An 18,502-nucleotide genomic window follows, 5' to 3' on the forward strand; every position below is an offset into this window, starting at 1 on the left:
TATATCTACAAATTTTAAAAGAGGTAAAAGATAACGAGAGGGTTAGGTGACGTGAATAATATTTGGCAGGAAATTTTAGATGTAGTAGAAGAAAAAATGGGAAAACCTACAGTAGAAGCTTTCTTAAAACCTTCTAGAGCAATAATAAATAAAGAAGACAATAAATTAACATTAATTGTACCTAATGAATTTATAAAAACTTATATAGAACAGAAATCCGGCAAATTAAAAAATATAATTGAAGACATATTAGAAGGAGAAAATCTAAAATTAAGCTTAGAAGTAGATGAATCCATAGGTAATCTAAGTCAGGAAGAATATTTAGAAAACAATAATAAAGTTGAAAAAAATGAACAAAAAGGTTTTTTATCAAAATATACATTTGAAACTTTTGTGGTTGGCCCTGGAAATAGAATGGCACACGCTGCTTCTCTTGCAGTAGCTGACAATCCTGGAAAAGCTTATAATCCACTCTTTATTTATGGGGGTGCAGGACTAGGAAAAACACACCTACTTCAAGCAATTGCTACAACAATAAGAAGTAAAAAACCAAATTTATATATCTTATATATAACAAGTGAAAAATTCACTAACGAGTTCATAAACGCTATAAAAGACGATAAGATCAATTCATTTCAAGAACATTATAGAAACATAGACATACTACTAGTAGATGACATACAATTCATAGCCGGAAAGGAAAGAACTCAAGAAGAGTTTTTCCACACCTTTAATACTTTATACGAATCAGGCAAACAAATAGTCTTATCATCTGATAGACCTCCAAAAGAAATTAGAACCTTAGAAGAAAGATTAAGAACAAGATTTGAAATGGGGTTAATTGCAGATATACAGCCTCCAGATTTAGAAACTAGGATCGCAATATTGCAAAAAAAAGCTGAAATTGAAAATATCGATATAGATCCAGAAGCCTTAGTATTAATCGCTGAAAAAGTCGCTTCAAACATAAGAGAATTAGAAGGCGTGCTTACAAAATCTATGGCACTTTGCTCCATTAATCAAGAATCAAGAATAACTATAAAACATGCCCAAGAAGCTCTTAAGAATATAGAGGATAACAAATTAAACAATTTACCAACCATGGATGAAATTGCCATAGCAGTATCAAAAGTAATGCAAATCAAATTAGAAGATTTAAAGAGTAGAGGAAGAAAAAGTCATCAGGCAAACGCAAGACAGATTGCAATGTATCTATGTAGAGAAATGACAAAAAATTCACTTCCACAAATAGGCGAATATTTCGGTAGAGATCATTCAACAGTAATACACGCATATGAAAGAATAAAAGAAGATATTAATAAAGATCAAACTTTAAAAAGAATAATAGAACAAATAAGATCTTTTTTAAAATCAGTTTGAAAAAAGCTTTACTTATCAACAAATGTTGATAACTTGTGGATAACTTGTTAATATTATGTGGATAAATGTTAATAAAAGGTTAATAACTTCAAGATCAATAAAAATTATCCACATATTAAATAATTAATAAACAAGTTTTTAACAATTAAAATCGCTTTACTATGCGAAAAAAATAAGTTATCAACATATCCACAAGAACTATTATTATTACTTAAAAAGGAGTTAGATAATGAGAGAAATTAAAGACAATGTTAATAACCAAGAAAACCAAGAAAAAATAAGACTCGAATTGCAAACAAAAGAATTAAATAAGATAATTCAAGATCTTTCAAAAAACATAAAAAAACATCCTGTAGAAATACTAAGAAATATCCAAATCTCAGCACAAGATAAACATATAATATTTAGATCAACAGATCTAGAAGTAGAAATAACCTATTTTTTTGAAACGGAACAAGAAATAAAGATAGATCCAATACTCATTGAATCAAATGAACTATCAAATCTAATAAAAAATTATCCAAACGAAAAAATAAACTTTGAATTTCAAAACGAAAAACTCATAATAGAAGGAGAAGACTTATCGGCAACAATACCGCTAAAACAAGATCCAAACTTTCCAGACCCAATAGACACTTCAAAAGCACAACCTAAATCAATTAACTTTAATTTAATAAAACAGGCTATTGAAAAAGTCATAAGTTCAAGTTCACAGAGTTCAGACTCAAAAATGAGCGGAGTTAATTTTAAAACAAAAGAAAAAACTCTCACTATAGCAGCTACAGACGGCTTCAGACTAGCAATATTCAAAATAAATTTAGACGAAGAGATAGATATGAATTTTACAATATCAAAAAAATGTGCACAAGAAGTTATAAAATTCGACGCTACAGTTCCTATATCATATCAAACACAAACACACTGGGTTTTATCTACACATGAAAAAATGCTCTCAGTAAAAAAGCTAAACTATGAATATCCAAACTATGAGAAAGCCATCCCAAGTGACAATAAATACAAATTCTATATTAACAGAGAAGATTTTATAAAAAAACTGATATTTACTTCATCACAGTCTGAAATAGTAAAGATATCCCTAAAAGACAACACACTAAACATCCAATCATCAGATTCAAGAATAAAAACGAAAACATTAATAAAATCCGTAGAAGAAGTTAAAGACATAGAATTTCTTTTCAAATCATCATATCTAATTGACGGACTCAAAATATTTGACGAAGAGGAAGTATTATTTACATACAAGGACGAAAATAAACCAATAACTCTTGAAAATAATATAAATACAACTTATATAACTTTACCTGCAAGACCAGAAAGATAAAAATTAAGAATGATATTAGAAATACATCATTTCAGAAACTTTGAACATAATACTTTTAATCTTAGTAAAAAAAACCTGATTATAGGAGAGAATGCATCTGGAAAAACAAATCTTCTTGAAGCAATATACTTAACTCTTAGAGGAAAAACAAAAAATAACATACCAAACCAAAATCTAATACAATTCTCAAGAGAAAGCGCGCTTATAAGAAACACTGTTTATGGAAAAAGAATAGAAATTATGATGAATAACAAAAATAAAATTTTAAAAATAAATGACAAAAAATTAAATTCAAGTATAAAGTTGTGGCAATATTTTAAAGTCTTTTATATAAATCTATTTGATTCTTTACTTTTATCACAAGAACCAAAAAACAAAAGAAAATTTCTCGATGAAATTATAATTAACATAAATCCAGAGAAGATCAAACTTTATAAAGATCTCAAAATTTTAAACACACAAAAAAACTACGTCTTAAAAAACAAAACAGACAAAGAACTTATTAAAAGCTATGATATAAAGTTAACACAATTATCACAAGAAATATCAAATTTAAGAGAAGAAGTTTTGAATAACGTAATCTTAAATACTAAAAAACTCCTTAAAGAAGAAAGTATACAAATAAAGTTTTATAAAAGTTTAGAATCAAAAGAAATAAAAAATAAAGAAATTATTGAAGCTAAAACCAAAAGAAACATAATAAACCCTTCTAGAGATAACTTTTCAGTAAAAATTAGAAATATAGATTCATCCTTTTTATCTACCGGTGAAATTAAAAAATTTTCACTAGCACTACACCTTGCAAAAATAAGTATTTTTAAAGAACATAATTGTGTTTCACTATTTGATGAAATTAACTCTTTTCTAGATAAGGCAAATTTAGATATACTTTTAAAATGGCTCCAGAAAATAGATGGTTATGTTATTGTCACATCCACATCCGAATTGGATCTAGAAAATTTTGATAAGATTTTTTTATAATTAGATTCATGGATAAAATAGATTCCATAATTTTAAATCAAATACCAAAAAATTTAAGGCAGTGTTTTATTATAGAAAAAAATTGGCACGAAATAGTAGGTTTAAAGTTATCAAAGATATCTAAACCAATAAAGCTATCAAATAAAACTCTTGTTATTTCTACAACTCACCCTATAATAAGTAGAGAGATTTCACTTTATTCAAATATAATTATAGATAGAGTTAAAAAAAAATTAAACATAGCTATAGAAAATTTAAAATTTAAAACTTCAAATTTTGAAACAAACGAGGAGGAAGAGGTAAAAGAAAAGGAAAAAAGACAAGCTGTTAATATAAACTATCCCGATTTTTTTATAGAGATAAAGGATGAAAACATTAGAAAAAAAGTATTAAATATATATAAAACACTAAAAATAAAAGAAAATAAAGGCAACAAAGGAGATGAATAAACTTATGAAATATACTTCAAAGGATATCGTAGTTCTGGAGGGAATGGAAGCAGTAAGAAAAAGACCAGGAATGTATATTGGTTCAATTGGGATCAAAGGTCTATTACACTTAGTATATGAAGTAGTAGATAACTCTGTAGACGAATTTATGGCAGGATATTGCAAAAAAATATCTGTAACAATCCATAAATCAAATTATGTAACTATAGAAGATGACGGTAGAGGAATACCAACAGACATACACGAACAAACAAACAAAAACGCTCTTGAACTAGTACTAACTACACTTCATGCTGGTGGAAAATTCAATGATAAGGTCTATAAAGTATCTGGTGGATTACACGGAGTTGGAGTATCAGTGGTAAATGCTCTATCAGAAAGGTTCATTGCAACTGTATATAGAGACGGAAAAATTTTTACACAGGAATTCTCCCGAGGTAATCCTGTATCAGAAATTAAAATAATAGGTGAAAGTGATAAACACGGAACAAAAATAAAATTCTTACCAGATAAGGAAATTTTTAAAGACATAACCTGGGATACAGACGAACTAAAGGCAAGATTTCAAGAAATTGCATTTTTAAATCCAGGTCTAGAAATAGTATTTTCTGACGAAAGAATTGGTGAAAAAGAAACCTTTTATGATGAAAAAGGTATATTGGGTTTCGTTGAATATTTAAACAAAAATTCAAAACCTTTATATTCCCCACCTATAGTTATCCAGGGCGAATATGAAGAGGTTTACGTCGATATAGCACTCCAACACGTTGATTCAACCTATGAAAATATAATTTGTTTTGCAAATAACATTGCTACTAAAGAAGGAGGATCGCATTTAACTGCATTCAAAAATTCTCTAACAAAATTAACTAATCAATATGCAAAGGATAAAAAGATTCTCAAAGAAGATGAAAACTTTCAAGGAGAGGATATTAGAAGCGGACTAACAGCAGTAATTTCAGTAAAATTAAAAGAACCATTATTTGAAGGTCAAACAAAAACCAAACTTTCTTCTTTAGAGGCTAAAAATGCAGTAGAGAAGCTTATGGAAAAATTCATAATAGAATTAGAATCAAAACCGGAAGTAGCCAATATGATAATAAAATCATCTCTAGCTGCAAAGGAAGCTAGAGAAGCTGCAAAAAAAGCTAGAGATATGGTAAGAAAAAAACACGACTTTACCTCAAGTATTTCCTTGCCTGGAAAATTGGCGTTGTGTTCTTCAAAAAAACCAGAAGAATGTGAACTGTTTATTGTGGAAGGTGACAGTGCAGGCGGGTCTGCAAAACAGGGAAGGGATAGAAGATTTCAAGCTATCCTTCCACTAAGAGGCAAAATATTAAATGTTGAAAAAGCTAATATAGATAAGATTTTAGCAAACCAAGAAATAAAGGCCCTTGCTGCTTCAATTGGTTTATCCTTTTATGAAGAAGATAAACCTGTATCTGATTGGATTAAAAATCTTAGATTTCATAAAATTATAATTATGACCGATGCGGACGTTGATGGTTCACACATTAGAACGCTTCTCCTAACGCTTTTTTTTAGATATTTCAGACCATTAATTGAAACTGGAAAAGTATTTATAGCTCAGCCACCTCTTTATATGATTAGAAAAGGAAAAGAGAGAAGATATGCTATGAATGATGAAGAACTAAACGATATACTCTCTGAGATAAAAAGTCCGGATTCAATTCAAAGATTCAAAGGATTGGGTGAAATGACCCCATCACAACTGTGGGACGTTGCAATGAATCCTGAAAAGAGAACGATCTTAAAGGTATGTATAGAAGACGCAAGCGAAGCTAATAGAATTTTTGAGATTCTTATGGGAGATAACGTAGAGTACAGGAAAGCGTTCATTGAAAGATATGCTCGGGAGGTAAAAAACTTAGATGTCTGAAATTATGAGAATTGTAGAAGAAGAGGTAAAAGATTCTTATTTAGATTACGCAATGAGCGTAATAATTGGTAGGGCAATCCCGGATATAAGAGATGGCCTAAAGCCTGTCCAAAGAAGAATTATTTATGCAATGAGCGAAATGGGTATGACATACGATAAGCCTCATAAAAAGTGTGCAAGGGTGGTTGGTGAAGTTTTAGGAAAATTTCATCCTCATGGAGATACAGCTGTATACGATGCGCTTGTAAGGATGGCTCAGGATTTTACATATAGATATCCTTTAATTGATGGTCATGGCAATTTTGGATCTTTAGACGGTGACAATGCAGCGGCTATGAGATACACTGAGGCAAGACTTGCAAAAATTTCAAATACCCTTATTTCAGAAATGGGCTTCAACATTGTTCCAATGCAGGACAACTTTGACGGTTCATTGAAAGAACCAGAGGTTTTACCTGCAAAATTCCCTCAGTTATTAGCAAACGGAGCTTCAGGAATAGCTGTAGGTATGGCTACCTCTATCCCGCCGCATAATCTAGGAGAACTAATTGACGCCCTTCTTTTAATCTTAAAAAACCCTCAAGTTTCTGAAGAAGAGTTGTTAAAAGTGCTGACAGGACCAGATTTTCCTACAGGTGGAATAATAGTAGGAAAAAATGGCATCAAAGAATACTTTTTAACTGGGAAAGGAAAGATTATTTTAAGAGGAAGACATAAAATAGAAATGGGTTCTAAAACTAACAAGTTAGTTATAAGTGAAATACCATACTCTGTGAATAAGGCTATCTTAGTAGAAAAAATAGACCAACTTATAAAAGAAAAGAGATTAGATGGAGTTTCAGAAATAAGAGACGAATCGGGGAGAGAAGGGATAAGAATTGTCTTAGATCTCAAAAAAGGAGCAAATTCAGAAAAAATTGTAAAAAAATTATATAAACATACTACAATGCAAATAACGTTCGGCGTAATAATGCTCTCATTAGTAGCAGGAGTTCCAAAGGTATTACCTGTAAAGGATGTGTTGTTACACTTTCTTACCTTTAGAAAGGATATTCAGAGAAAGAGATTAGAAAAGATTTTAGAAGATTTGAAAAAGAGATTAGTACTACTTGATGCACTGTCTAAGGCATTGGAAAAGATTGATCAAGTTATAGAGATTATAAAAAGGTCGCTTAATCCAGCGGAAGCTAAAAAGAGACTCTGTGAATTTCTTCAAATCTCAGAAGAGGGCGCACAGGGTATTCTGGATCTTAGATTACAAAGGTTAACTTCTTTGGAAAGAGAAAAAATTCTTAAAGACCTTGAAAAAACCCTGTTAGAGATTAAGGAAACTGAATTTGCATTAAACGATGAGGGAAAATTTTTAGAAATCTTAGAAAATGAACTAGTCGAAATAAAGTCTAATTTTGCAGACAAGAGAAGAACTGAAATCTCTTTGGACTTTGAAGAGGAAGATATCCTTGAAGAAGATATACCTGAAGGTGAAGTTATAGTTACAATAAGCAAATTAGGTTTTATAAAAAGAATGAAAAAGGATGTTTTTGAAAGACAAAACAAAGGTGGAAAAGGTATTGACGGCATCCAAAAGAGCAGTGCAATTCAAGATAGAATCCAAACATCTATAGTTTTGTCAAACAAAGATAGAATACTGTTTATATCGTCTAAAGGAAGAGCGTATACCCTTCTTGCGTTTAGTATCCCAGAATTTTCGAGAACTTCAAGGGGTACAGGTATAGCAAATATTTTGCCTCTTTCAGAAGATGAAAAAATAACCTTTATGGTTCAAATTAAGGAAGAAGAGATAAAAAAAGACATAATACTTGCTACATCTATGGGTTATTTGAAGAAGATTAAGCTTGAAAATATTGTTTCTAAAAGAAGAAATGGAGTAATTGCAATAAAACTTAACGATTCAGAGTCTGTTGTTGGGGCTTGTATGGTTTGTGAAGAAAAATTTTTGCTTTATTCTAGTAATGGCTTTGCCACTTTGGCGAATCTTAAAGATTTGAGGAACATGGGGAATAATTCACACGGCGTTATTGGTATGAGATTATCAAAAGACGACAAACTTCTAGGAATTGTTCCTGATTCAAAATACTTTATAGTGATAGACAAGAATGGAAATGGTAAAAAGGTTAGTAGCGATAACTTTACCAGTCACAAAAGGGGAACAAAAGGAGTTAGGGTATCAAAGAATAAACTTGCAACTATTTTGAACTACAAAGAGGGGATGGATCTCATAATATATACAGAAAAAGGCAAAGTTATTAGAATAGATATTGATTCTGTAAAACAACTATCCAGAAATGCAAAAGGAATAAAACTTCAGAAGTTAGATAAAGCGGATAGTGTTTTAGATGCTACTATAGTTAGACCAAATACTGATCTAATAGAAGACAACCTATGAATATTTCAACAATTGGGTTAGAACTAAAATCTCACATAAAGTTATCAGAAATAGAACTTGCAAGGATATTAGAAACAGAAGTAGAAACTTTAAGAAACGCTTCTTTGCATTTATTAGAAGCAGGTGGAAAAAGAATTAGGCCAACGCTGGTATTCTTAAGTGCCCTTTGCGTTAATCAGGATATAGAAAAGGTTATAAAGTATGCTGCTGTTGTTGAAGGCATTCATCTTGCCACACTTATACACGACGACGTAATCGATGAATCTAATGTAAGAAGGGGGATCCTCAGCGTAAATGGTAAATACGGCTTTAAAGTGGCCATCCTTTCAGGAGACTTTATTTTAGCAAAAATAACTCACTTTCTTTCTTTACTAGAAAATAAAGAACCTGTAAGGCTTATGGCAGAAGTTATTATGCGTATGGCTGAAGGAGAGGTAATGCAACAAGAAGACCTTTTTAAGATTGTTTCTATTGAAAGATATATTATAAGATGTACCAACAAAACTGCAAGACTTATTAGTTCTTCTGCCTTTCTTGGAAGTATCGATGTACTCGACAAGAGAAATATCTTTGCTGAATTCGGATTAAATTTAGGTATAGCTTTTCAAATAATAGATGATATATTAGATTTTACTGGAGAGGTAAAAAAACTAGGCAAAGTTCCAGGTTCAGATTTAAGATCGGGAGTTGTTACTCTTCCAGTTTTACTTCTTTCTAAAAAAAGTAGGGAAGTAGAAAAGCTTCTTGAAAAAAAGTTTGAAGATGGAATAAATAAAATTATCGAGATGGTAAAAAACGACAACGTTCTAAAAGAAAGCGTTGATTTAGCAAAATATTATTCAAATAAAGCAATTGAGTGTCTAAAAGAGTTAAAAATTAATAATATATATGCAAAAACTCTTATGGATTATGTCAAAATGCTTGAAGAGAGAGTATCTTAATTGCCTGAAGAAATAATAGAAAAAGTTAATAATTTAAAAGAGTTTTACAAATCTGGAACTAAAATTGACGTTTTTTTGGTACTTAGATCTGTTGGTAAAGAAGAACTTGATGGACCTTATGGCTCTCTAATCTCTTTTTTGGATGACGATGAAGTGTTATGGATAGAAACACCAATGAACAAAGGATTTCCTCTTATTCTCGCTCCACAAGATTTAATCCTGGTGAACGTTAAAAAGGGAAAATTAATTTATCAATTTCAAAGTTTAGTTTTAGAAAGAAGAAAGGAACCTAATACAAATCTCTTTTTGTTTGCACTAAAGGCTGCAAGAGAAGTTAAAAAAATTGAGAGAAGAAAATTTTTCAGACTACCTGTAGTTTTAGATGTAACTATAAAGGTTAAAAAAAACGCTCAAGAAAAAGATTCTCTTAATTTCAAAGGAAAAACAAAAGACTTGTCTGGGGGTGGAGTAAAGGTTGCAGTTAAATTAACCGATTACAGCGAAATTTTAAAATTAATAAAAGAAGAGTATCAGACCTTTATCGAGTTTGAAATTGACAAAAGAAAAAAGATATACCAAAGAATAAAGTTTGTTAGTTCATATACCGACGAAGAATCAAAAATTGGCTTTATTGCCTTTTATTTTGATAATATACCTCGAGGAGTCCAAGATTCTATAATCAGATTTCTTTTTGCTAAGCAAAGGGAGATGAAACAAAAGGGCATAGAGTTTGATGAGTAATTTTAAAATTAAGGGGTTATTTGATAAACTAAATATTTAGTAGAAGCTTTGAAAGGATAAGGTGAACTATTTGATTCTATTTTTATTTTTTGAGAGTAAAAGATGGTAGATGAAAAAGCTCTCTGGATAAAATATAGAAACAACTCAACTCAGGAAAACCGGAATCTTCTTGCCCTTAACTATTTGCCTTTAGTAAAAAGAATTGCTGCAAAAATATACACAACCATACAGGGCAAGGTTGAATTTGAAGAGCTTTTGAACTATGGAATTTTTGGACTCCTCACTTCAATTGAAAGATTTGAAGAATCTCGAAATCTTAAATTTGAGACCTTTGCTACCCATAGAATTAGAGGCGCAATTCTTGACGGCTTAAGACAAATCGACCCACTAAAAAGGGGAACTCGTTCTAAGGTAAAGAAAATAGATAGAGCAATTAACGAATTGAAGTCGTCGCTTGGCAAAGACCCAAGCGACAAAGATGTTGCTGATTATCTAAATATTACTAAAGAAGAGTTGTTAAATTGGTATGCTGAAATAGATGCGCTCTCAACTTTTCAAAGTGACTTTTCAGATTCTGAAAAGTCTTATATTGACCTGTCAATGGCTATTGAAAAGCTTGAGGAAAGAGAAAAGCAAGTGATAGATTTATATTACTATGAAGACCTGTCTTTGGATGAAATTGCAAAAATTTTAAATATATCAGTTTCAAGGGTATCTCAAATCCACGGTAAAGCTCTAATAAAGTTGAAATCTCAACTAGAGGGGGACGCATGAATTGAATATAGATTTAGATCTTTCTGTTGACAAAATGCTTGCTACAATATGTATCAGACCTCAAGAGGGGGAAAGTTTGCCAAGCATTGAGGAGTTAAAACAATATCTCGCAAAGGGGGGAATAAATTTTGGTATAGATGAAAAGGCTCTACAGCAAGCCGTAAACAATCCTGGATCTATTGTTACAATTGCTAGAGGAGAGAGTCCAACTGAACCTATAGACGGCAAAGTTGAATACAATTTTCCTTTGAAAGCTGAAATAAAGCCAAAAGAAGACAAAAGTGGGAATGTCGATTATTTTGATTTAGGATTTGTCTTTAACGTAAAAGAGGGAGATCTTCTTGCCACAAAGACTCCTCCAGTAGAAGGGAAACCCGGTCACGACGTTACAGGGAAAATTTTGATGCCAAAGAAACCCTTTAATCCTAAGTTTGTGGCAGGAAAGGGAGCGAAATTATCTGAGGATGGGCTTTCAATATTCGCAGAAGTTGCGGGTACCCCAAGGCTTATTGAGGGAAAAGTTGTAGTCTTACAAACGCTTGATATAGACAAGGATATAGATTTTGCAACGGGAAACATCGTGTTTAAAGGCTCTGTTAATATAAGAGGCAGCGTTTTGTCGGGTTTTTCTGTAGAAGCAGACGGAGATGTCATAATATCTGGAATAGTTGAAGAAGCTGTTATTAAAGCAAAGGGAAACGTAATAATAAGAACTGGTTTTGAGGGTGGAACAAACGGCTTTATTCAGGCTGGCAAGTCTGTTAATATAAGGTTTATTCACAATGGCAAGGTTTTTGCAGGTGAAGACGTCTTAGTAGAATCTGAAGCCTTTTTTTCTAAAATTACTGCTGGTGGCAAAGTTCTTATGCAGGGCAGAAATTCTCAAATAACTGGTGGCAGCGTAGAAGCTGGCATAGAAATTAGAGCCAGGGTTATTGGCTCTTATAAACATACAAAAACTCTAGTAAGCGCAGGAGTAGTCCCCGGTTTAAGAGAAAAGCTCGAGGGCATTGTAAATAGAATAAAATCTATTGAGGCTCAAATTAAAAAGGCCAGAGAATTGGAAGAGAAATTTCTTTATTTAAAGAAAAAACAAAAGGATAAGTTTCCTCAGTCTCAAGCTGAAGCTCTAGAAAATGTCCAAAAAACAATAGAAAGCTATATTAATCAAGTCGAATCTCTAAAAAAGGTTAAAGATGAAATAATTAAAACAAAAGAGGAGAGAAAGGGCGGAAGGATAATTTCGGATATAATATACCCAGGCGTTATTGTAACAATTGCAGACATATCTCAAGAGATTACTGAAGAAATAAGAGGTGCTAATGTTAGAATTGAAGAAGGAGAATTAAAATTCTACTGATGAAGTGGTTAATGATTTTAGGCTTTTTAATAATTGTTATAGTAGGAACAGCTGCAGGGCTTTATTTTAGCGGGACTGTTAAATTCCCTTTTTTGCCTTCACAAAAATCTGAAAAAAACCAATCTAGCCCTGATATTGTGCAAAATCAAAGCTCTGAAAAATCAACTCTTTTGCCACAAAATCAATCCAAAACTGAACAATCGCAAAATATCAATAACAACAGCTCTTCAATTAATCAAAATCAAAAGAATATTATTCAAACTGCTGCAGAAAAGGCAAAGCAACAGGAAGAACTAAAATTACAAAGGGAGGCAAAAGTGCTTTCGAATATGGATCCATCAGATGCTGCCAAGATAATAGACAATATGGACATTTCTCTGGCAGCAAAAATTTTAAGCTATATGAACAACAAAGAAGCTTCAGATATACTTTCTGAATTAACATCAAGCGATCCAAAAAAGGCTACAAAACTTCTAAATATGATGGGAGCGTCATCCGGTGGCTAAAAAAAAGAAAGGTTCCGAAGGAGGCGGAGGAGCAGGTCATGATAGCGCAGGTGGCATGAGATGGCTTTTGACTTACTCAGATATGATTACCCTTCTGATGGCCTTTTTTATTCTACTCTTTTCTATGGCTACAATAAACGCTTCCAAATTTGCTGCAACCGCACAGGCTCTGAGAGAGGCATTTGGAGGCTATACTATTCTTGATAGAGGTTCTTCTGTCATAGGAGAGCCAGGTTCAACCACACAAAGCGCTCCTGTAGTTCCAGACTCAGCCTTGAAGGCACAGGAGGCCTCGTTAAAAATTGCAGAGATCTTGAGACAGTCTTTAAATCCTAATCAGTTTTCGGTTATTCAAACTGAAAGAGGATATTTGATCTCTATCTTAACTGACAAGATTTTGTTTGATTCCGGAAAGGCAAACCTTAAACCTGATGCCTTCCCACTTTTAACAAAGATTGCAGCAGTTTTAAAAAAGATTGACAACGAGGTGTATGTGGAGGGGCACACTGATAACGTTCCTATACACACAGTAGAATTTCCATCAAACTGGGAGCTTTCTGCTGCAAGGGCCGCTTCAGTGGCGAAGTATTTTATAGAACAGGGGATATCTCCCTCACGGCTGGTTATAGCAGGTTATGCCGATACCAGACCTGTAGCCTCAAATGATACTCCTCAAGGTAGACAAAAAAATAGGAGAATTGATATCCTAATAACAAAGAAATAAAAAATTGACAATTAGGAGGAATATATGAAGTTATTTTCAAATAAAAAGATGCTGATTATTTTAGTGGTTCTTGTAGTTTTAGGTGGAGGAATTGGCTTTTATGTGGCAAATATGTTGATGCCAAAGCCTGCACCAAAAGAAAAACATGAACCAATATTTTTTACCTATCCCTTACAAGAGTTTGTAGTTAATACCAGAGATGGTAGATTTTTAAAGGCGAGTATCGTTCTTGAACTAAACGAAGAAATACCTCTTAAGAGTGAGGCACAGGCAGCAGAAGGAAAAAAGGTTGTTTTAGAACCAAAAGCCAAACCAATTTTGGACGCCTTAACTCCAGAATTAAGAAATGCTGCTATAATTATATTGTCGAGCCAGACATATCAGGACTTGATTACTTCACAAGGGAAAGAAAGGCTTAGACAGATGTTATTTCAAAAATTTAACCAGATTGTAGGTCGCGATATTGTAAAAGATGTTTACTTTACCAATCTTGTTATGCAATAATATTTTACCTAAAACTTATGATAGGGGGCAGTTATGGCAAAGATATTAATTACTGATGATGCTACTTTCATGAGAAAAATGTTAAAGGATATTTTGACAAAAAATGGACATGAAGTAGTTGGAGAAGGAACAAATGGTTTAGAAGCTCTGGAAAAATATAAAGAGCTTAAACCAGATTTGACTTTGTTAGACATTACTATGCCCGAAAGGGATGGCCTATGGGCACTTAAAGAAATTAAGGCATTTGACCCAAATGCCAAAATTATTATGGTTTCTGCAATGGGCCAGCAGGCTATAGTAATTGAAGCTATACAAGCAGGAGCAAGGGATTTTGTCGTTAAACCATTTCAACCTGACAGAGTATTGGAGGCTGTAAGAAAGGCACTTTCCTAAGTTGAAAGTACGTTTAGTTAATATCTTTCTATTAATTCTATTACTAACTTTTTCCTTTAACTTTTGTTCTTTTGCAGCTCAAAAGGATATTGAAGGACCGCTTCCTTCCTTTTTCAATGAGCGTGGAACCTCACCCTATATTAAATTTGAAGATAAAAATCCAAAGGACGTATATGTTTTAAATACCAAAGTAAATCAAAGCAATGATTTATCAACAAAGGACAATAAAACACATAGCAAAACTCCTGCTATAGAAACAGAAACTAGTAAGAACCCAACTTTAAATCAAAGTTTTGAAACAAAGAGTCTTCAAAACTACGATCCACATTATGTTAATCAAATTTCCAAAACCTCAGTAAATAGCAGCGCCGATGGTAGCGCGTATCAAAGCAATATGGATATCAAAACTCCAATAATTTCAGGAACCGAAAATAACAATTCAAATTCAAATGAATCTTCTTTATTTTTACCAAATACTTCAGAAAAAGTTCAACCAGGTTCAGAGAATCCTGATATAATGGGCTATCTTATAAGGTTTTTTGTATTTTTAATTTTGTTAGTTCTTGTCCCGTTATTAATTGTTAGGAAACTTAGGAGTAAGCTTAAGGTCGATTATTCAACACCCAGGTCTTCAAATGGCTTTGTTCGCGTTGTAGACAGAATAAGACTTTCATACTCAGAACTCTTTATAGTTGAAGTTATGGATAAATATCTTCTTCTTTCTGTATCCAAAGATGGTGAAATAAGACTATTGAGAGAATTTGACACTATAGGTATATTCCCTGAAAAAGAAAATTCTGATAAAAAGCTGGTAAAAAGTAGCTTTTTAGACGTATTAAGAAGGTTTAGACAAGAAGTAAAACAATTAAATAAAAGCTGACAGTGAAGAAGAGTTTAATATTTATCTTTTTTATTGCTTTATTAATAATATTTAACTTCAATAATATTTCTAATGCTGCTCCAAATATAAATATTGACCTAGGCGCTGGTTCTCCAAACGATATAGCGAATTCTCTTAAAGTTTTATTCATTTTAACTATTCTTGCCTTTGCACCTTTGCTCCTTTTAATGACTACCTCCTTTTTGAGGCTGGTAATAGTATTTGGTTTTCTAAGAAACGCCTTAGGCATTCAGCAGATAATTCCCGGACAGATTATAATTGGACTGTCTTTGTTTTTAACTCTTTTTATTATGACACCAATAATTCAAAAAATTGAGCAAGACGCTTATACTCCATACCAAAAAGGGCAGATCACTTTTCAGGATGCAATTGAAAGAGGTTACATTCCTCTTAGAGATTTTATGCTACACAATACCAGGAAAAGCGACCTATCTTTGATGATTGAACTCTCTAGAACTCCAAGACCAAATTCTGTAAACGAGATTGCTCCAACTGTTGTTATTAGCGCTTTTGTATTAAGCGAGTTAAAAACTTCGTTTATAATTGGTATAGTAATATATTTACCATTTGTTATTATTGATCTCGCAGTTGCGAGCATATTGATGTCTATGGGCATGATGATGATTCCGCCTGTGATGATATCTTTGCCTTTAAAAATACTTTTGTTTGTGTTAGCAGATGGCTGGTCTCTTTTGGTCAAAAGCTTAATTGCAAGTTTCACAATTTAGGAGGAATAAAATTTGAAAATAAAACTATTTATTGTAGAAGATTCTCTAGTTATTAGGTCAATTCTAAAGAGAATGTTTCAAGATGAAAGCGACATAGAGGTTGTAGGAGAGGCCAGCAAAGTTAAAGATGCAATTGAAGGAATAAATTCTCTAAGGCCCGATGTAGTTACCCTTGACGTTATCTTGCCAGATGGTTCTGGACTTGACGTTCTAAAAAAATTTGCTAATAGTGGAATTCCGTTTATTATGCTTAGCTCATCTACTACTGAAGGCGCTCAGGTTACTGTGGATGCGCTTAACTACGGTGCGTTCGATTACGTGCCGAAGATTAATCCACCACTGGGAGTAATAAACGTTAGGGACGATCTCTTAAGAAAGATTAGGGCAGCATATCTAGCAAAGGGAAAAATAAGAGTAAAACCATGTCCAGAATGTTTACCTCTTAAAAAACCAGTTGTTAAATTAGAAAAAAGAGTTGCAAACAAAGCAGTTGCAATAATTGCTTCTACTGGTGCGCCGCCCCAGATTAGAAAGGTTGTTTCTGAATTAGATTCTAATTTTGATGCCTCTCTAATAATTATTCAGCATATGCCCGTTGGTTTTACAAAAGTTTTTGCAGAAAGTCTTAATACAATTTGTCCCTTTCCTGTGAGTGAAGCTGAAGAAGGGCAATCTCTTTTTGCAAATACTGGAGTTGTAGCAAAAGGTGGCTTTCATTTAAGAATAAAGAGCGATAAATCAATATACCTGGATGATAAAACAGAGGCATATTTTGGTTTAAGGCCTGCAGGAGATATGACCCTTGAGACTCTAGCTCCAGTTTTTAGAGAAAAACTCTTGGTAGTTGTAATGACTGGAATGGGATCTGATGGCACAAACGGTGCAAAGATCGTAAAGAGTTTTGGTGGTAAGGTTTATGCTGAAGACGAATCGTCTTGTGTCGTTTTTGGGATGCCAGGTTCAATTATTCGTGCAAACTTACATGACAGAATAGTATCTCTCTCTGACATGCCTAATGCTATAATGGAATTTGTTGAAAATTAATAATAATTTCACAGGAGCAGGTAATGGACGATCAAAAAGAGTATAAAGAGTTTACAGAAGAAATATTTAAATTAACTAATATTCCTTTGCATTTATATAGAGAAAATCAGGTAAGAAGAAGAGTAACTTTATGGATGAGCTTTGTGGGGTTGAAAAGCTTTAAGGAGTATTTGAACTATCTTAAATCATCTCCCAAGGCTCTAGAAGAATTTAAGAAAAAGTTTACCATAAACGTTTCTGAATTTTTTAGGAATCCTGAACTTTTTGACGAGTTAAAAAAATATATACCAGAATTGGCAAAGAAGACTGACATTTTGAGAGTCTATAGTGCTGGTTGTTCTGTTGGAGCAGAGGCTTATACAGTTGCAATCATACTAAATGAGTATTTTAAGGGCACAAAATATCACATTTGGGGCTTAGATATTGATGAAGAGGCTCTTGAAAAGGCAAAACTAGGAATCTATACAAAGGATTTTTTTAAAAGTGCAAGGACTGATTTAATTGAGAAATACTTTAATAAGATGTCACAGGACAAATACCAGATTAAAGATGAAATTAAGACACATACTACTTTTTTAAAAGGGGATCTTATTTTAGGAGAGCCGCCAAGGTTGGATTTTGATATTGTACTTTGTAGAAATGTGGTAATATATTTTGATGAAGAGGCGAAAGATAAAGTTTATGCTAATCTCAGCAAGTGTCTTAAAGTAGGGGGAATTCTTTTTGTGGGAGCCACTGAACGGGTTTTTGATGCAAGAAGATTTTCCCTGGAATATGTCTCGTCATTTATATACAGAAAGGTCTGAGGAGGTTCCATGGGATACGAAAAGCTTGAGGCTGACCACCTGGATGCTTTAAAGGAATTGGGAAATATTGGTGCTGGGAATGCTGTCACTGCTCTTTCTACCTTCTTAAATACCGAGATAAATATGGAAGTTGTTGAAGCAAAGCTTGCTACCTTTAATGAAGCTGCCAGCATATTTGGTAGTCCGGAAAAGGAAGTGGCAGGAGTATATCTTGCTATTTCTGGGAATTTAAAGGGTCATGTTCTTTATCTTTGGCCGATTCAAAGTGCAAAGGCCATAGCTGGCATGCTTATGGGCATGAACCCTGATGAACTTGAATTCGACGAGATGACTATGTCTGCAATTTCAGAAATTGGCAACATCATGTCTGGCTCATATATAACAGCACTTTCGTCCTTTACTGGAATGACGTTTGAATTAAGTCCACCTGCCGTAGCAGTGGATATGACCGGGGCACTTCTGGATGGAATCATATCTTTGACTGCAGTTGGTGACAGAGTCTTGGTTATACAAACTAGCATGGTTGCCTATGGGATTAGAATTGCTGGCGTCTTGGTTGTATTATTCGAGCCTGATTCTTTATTAAAACTTTTAGAATCGATTGGGATGGGCGTTTGA

The 18,502-nt window shown here is 33.0% G+C and carries 19 protein-coding genes; all 19 read left to right on the forward strand.

The features are described 5' to 3' along the window. Positions 1–30 precede the first annotated feature (30 nt). Positions 31–1,380: a chromosomal replication initiator protein DnaA gene (dnaA, locus tag THENA_RS00005; protein ID WP_041437866.1), complete on the forward strand. Its 1,350-nt coding sequence runs from the start codon at positions 31–33 to the stop codon at positions 1,378–1,380. Positions 1,381–1,609: 229 nt separating this feature from the next. Then, positions 1,610–2,722: a DNA polymerase III subunit beta gene (dnaN, locus tag THENA_RS00010; RefSeq protein ID WP_013755385.1), complete on the forward strand. Its 1,113-nt coding sequence runs from the start codon at positions 1,610–1,612 to the stop codon at positions 2,720–2,722. 9 nt (positions 2,723–2,731) lie between these two features. Beyond that, a complete protein-coding gene (recF, locus tag THENA_RS00015; RefSeq protein ID WP_013755386.1) occupies positions 2,732–3,703 on the forward strand; it encodes a DNA replication/repair protein RecF in 972 nt (323 codons plus the stop codon). 8 nt (positions 3,704–3,711) lie between these two features. Further along, on the forward strand, positions 3,712–4,152 hold the full coding sequence (locus THENA_RS00020; protein WP_013755387.1) for a DciA family protein: 441 nt from the start codon (positions 3,712–3,714) through the stop codon (positions 4,150–4,152). Continuing rightward, positions 4,145–6,055: a DNA topoisomerase (ATP-hydrolyzing) subunit B gene (gene gyrB, locus THENA_RS00025; RefSeq protein WP_041437867.1), complete on the forward strand. Its 1,911-nt coding sequence runs from the start codon at positions 4,145–4,147 to the stop codon at positions 6,053–6,055. Before THENA_RS00020 ends, gyrB begins: the two co-directional genes overlap by 8 nt. Continuing rightward, positions 6,048–8,462 (forward strand): DNA gyrase subunit A, encoded by a 2,415-nt coding sequence (gyrA, locus tag THENA_RS00030; RefSeq protein ID WP_013755389.1) that lies wholly within the window; start codon positions 6,048–6,050, stop codon positions 8,460–8,462. The genes gyrB and gyrA overlap by 8 nt, the downstream gene beginning before the upstream one ends. Continuing rightward, a complete protein-coding gene (locus THENA_RS00035; RefSeq protein ID WP_013755390.1) occupies positions 8,459–9,403 on the forward strand; it encodes a polyprenyl synthetase family protein in 945 nt (314 codons plus the stop codon). The genes gyrA and THENA_RS00035 overlap by 4 nt, the downstream gene beginning before the upstream one ends. Then, positions 9,404–10,144, forward strand: coding sequence for a flagellar brake protein (locus tag THENA_RS00040; RefSeq protein ID WP_013755391.1), 741 nt, complete (start codon positions 9,404–9,406; stop codon positions 10,142–10,144). A gap of 102 nt (positions 10,145–10,246) precedes the next feature. Then, on the forward strand, positions 10,247–10,918 hold the full coding sequence (locus THENA_RS00045) for a sigma-70 family RNA polymerase sigma factor (RefSeq protein WP_013755392.1): 672 nt from the start codon (positions 10,247–10,249) through the stop codon (positions 10,916–10,918). A 1-nt stretch (position 10,919) separates the two neighbouring features. Next, entirely contained in the window at positions 10,920–12,278 is a 1,359-nt protein-coding gene (locus tag THENA_RS00050; RefSeq protein WP_013755393.1) for a DUF342 domain-containing protein, read from the forward strand. Further along, on the forward strand, positions 12,278–12,784 hold the full coding sequence (locus tag THENA_RS00055; protein WP_013755394.1) for a MotE family protein: 507 nt from the start codon (positions 12,278–12,280) through the stop codon (positions 12,782–12,784). Before THENA_RS00050 ends, THENA_RS00055 begins: the two co-directional genes overlap by 1 nt. Continuing rightward, positions 12,777–13,508: an OmpA family protein gene (locus THENA_RS00060; RefSeq protein WP_013755395.1), complete on the forward strand. Its 732-nt coding sequence runs from the start codon at positions 12,777–12,779 to the stop codon at positions 13,506–13,508. Before THENA_RS00055 ends, THENA_RS00060 begins: the two co-directional genes overlap by 8 nt. A 24-nt stretch (positions 13,509–13,532) precedes the next feature. Next, positions 13,533–14,012: a flagellar basal body-associated FliL family protein gene (locus THENA_RS00065; protein WP_013755396.1), complete on the forward strand. Its 480-nt coding sequence runs from the start codon at positions 13,533–13,535 to the stop codon at positions 14,010–14,012. Between the two features lie 33 nt (positions 14,013–14,045). Then, positions 14,046–14,405 carry a response regulator gene (locus THENA_RS00070; RefSeq protein WP_013755397.1) on the forward strand — a complete coding sequence of 120 codons (360 nt, stop codon included), beginning with the start codon at positions 14,046–14,048 and terminating at the stop codon, positions 14,403–14,405. 1 nt (position 14,406) lies between these two features. Beyond that, entirely contained in the window at positions 14,407–15,285 is an 879-nt protein-coding gene (locus THENA_RS00075) for a flagellar biosynthetic protein FliO (protein ID WP_013755398.1), read from the forward strand. Between the two features lie 2 nt (positions 15,286–15,287). Further along, positions 15,288–16,034 (forward strand): flagellar type III secretion system pore protein FliP, encoded by a 747-nt coding sequence (fliP, locus tag THENA_RS00080; RefSeq protein WP_013755399.1) that lies wholly within the window; start codon positions 15,288–15,290, stop codon positions 16,032–16,034. Positions 16,035–16,046: 12 nt separating this feature from the next. Then, a complete protein-coding gene (gene cheB, locus THENA_RS00085; protein WP_013755400.1) occupies positions 16,047–17,078 on the forward strand; it encodes a chemotaxis-specific protein-glutamate methyltransferase CheB in 1,032 nt (343 codons plus the stop codon). Positions 17,079–17,101: 23 nt separating this feature from the next. Then, a complete protein-coding gene (locus THENA_RS00090; RefSeq protein ID WP_013755401.1) occupies positions 17,102–17,884 on the forward strand; it encodes a CheR family methyltransferase in 783 nt (260 codons plus the stop codon). Between the two features lie 9 nt (positions 17,885–17,893). Next, on the forward strand, positions 17,894–18,502 hold the full coding sequence (locus tag THENA_RS00095) for a chemotaxis protein CheC (protein WP_013755402.1): 609 nt from the start codon (positions 17,894–17,896) through the stop codon (positions 18,500–18,502).

The sequence above is a fragment of the Thermodesulfobium narugense DSM 14796 genome, assembly GCF_000212395.1.
Lineage (GTDB): Bacteria > Thermodesulfobiota > Thermodesulfobiia > Thermodesulfobiales > Thermodesulfobiaceae > Thermodesulfobium > Thermodesulfobium narugense.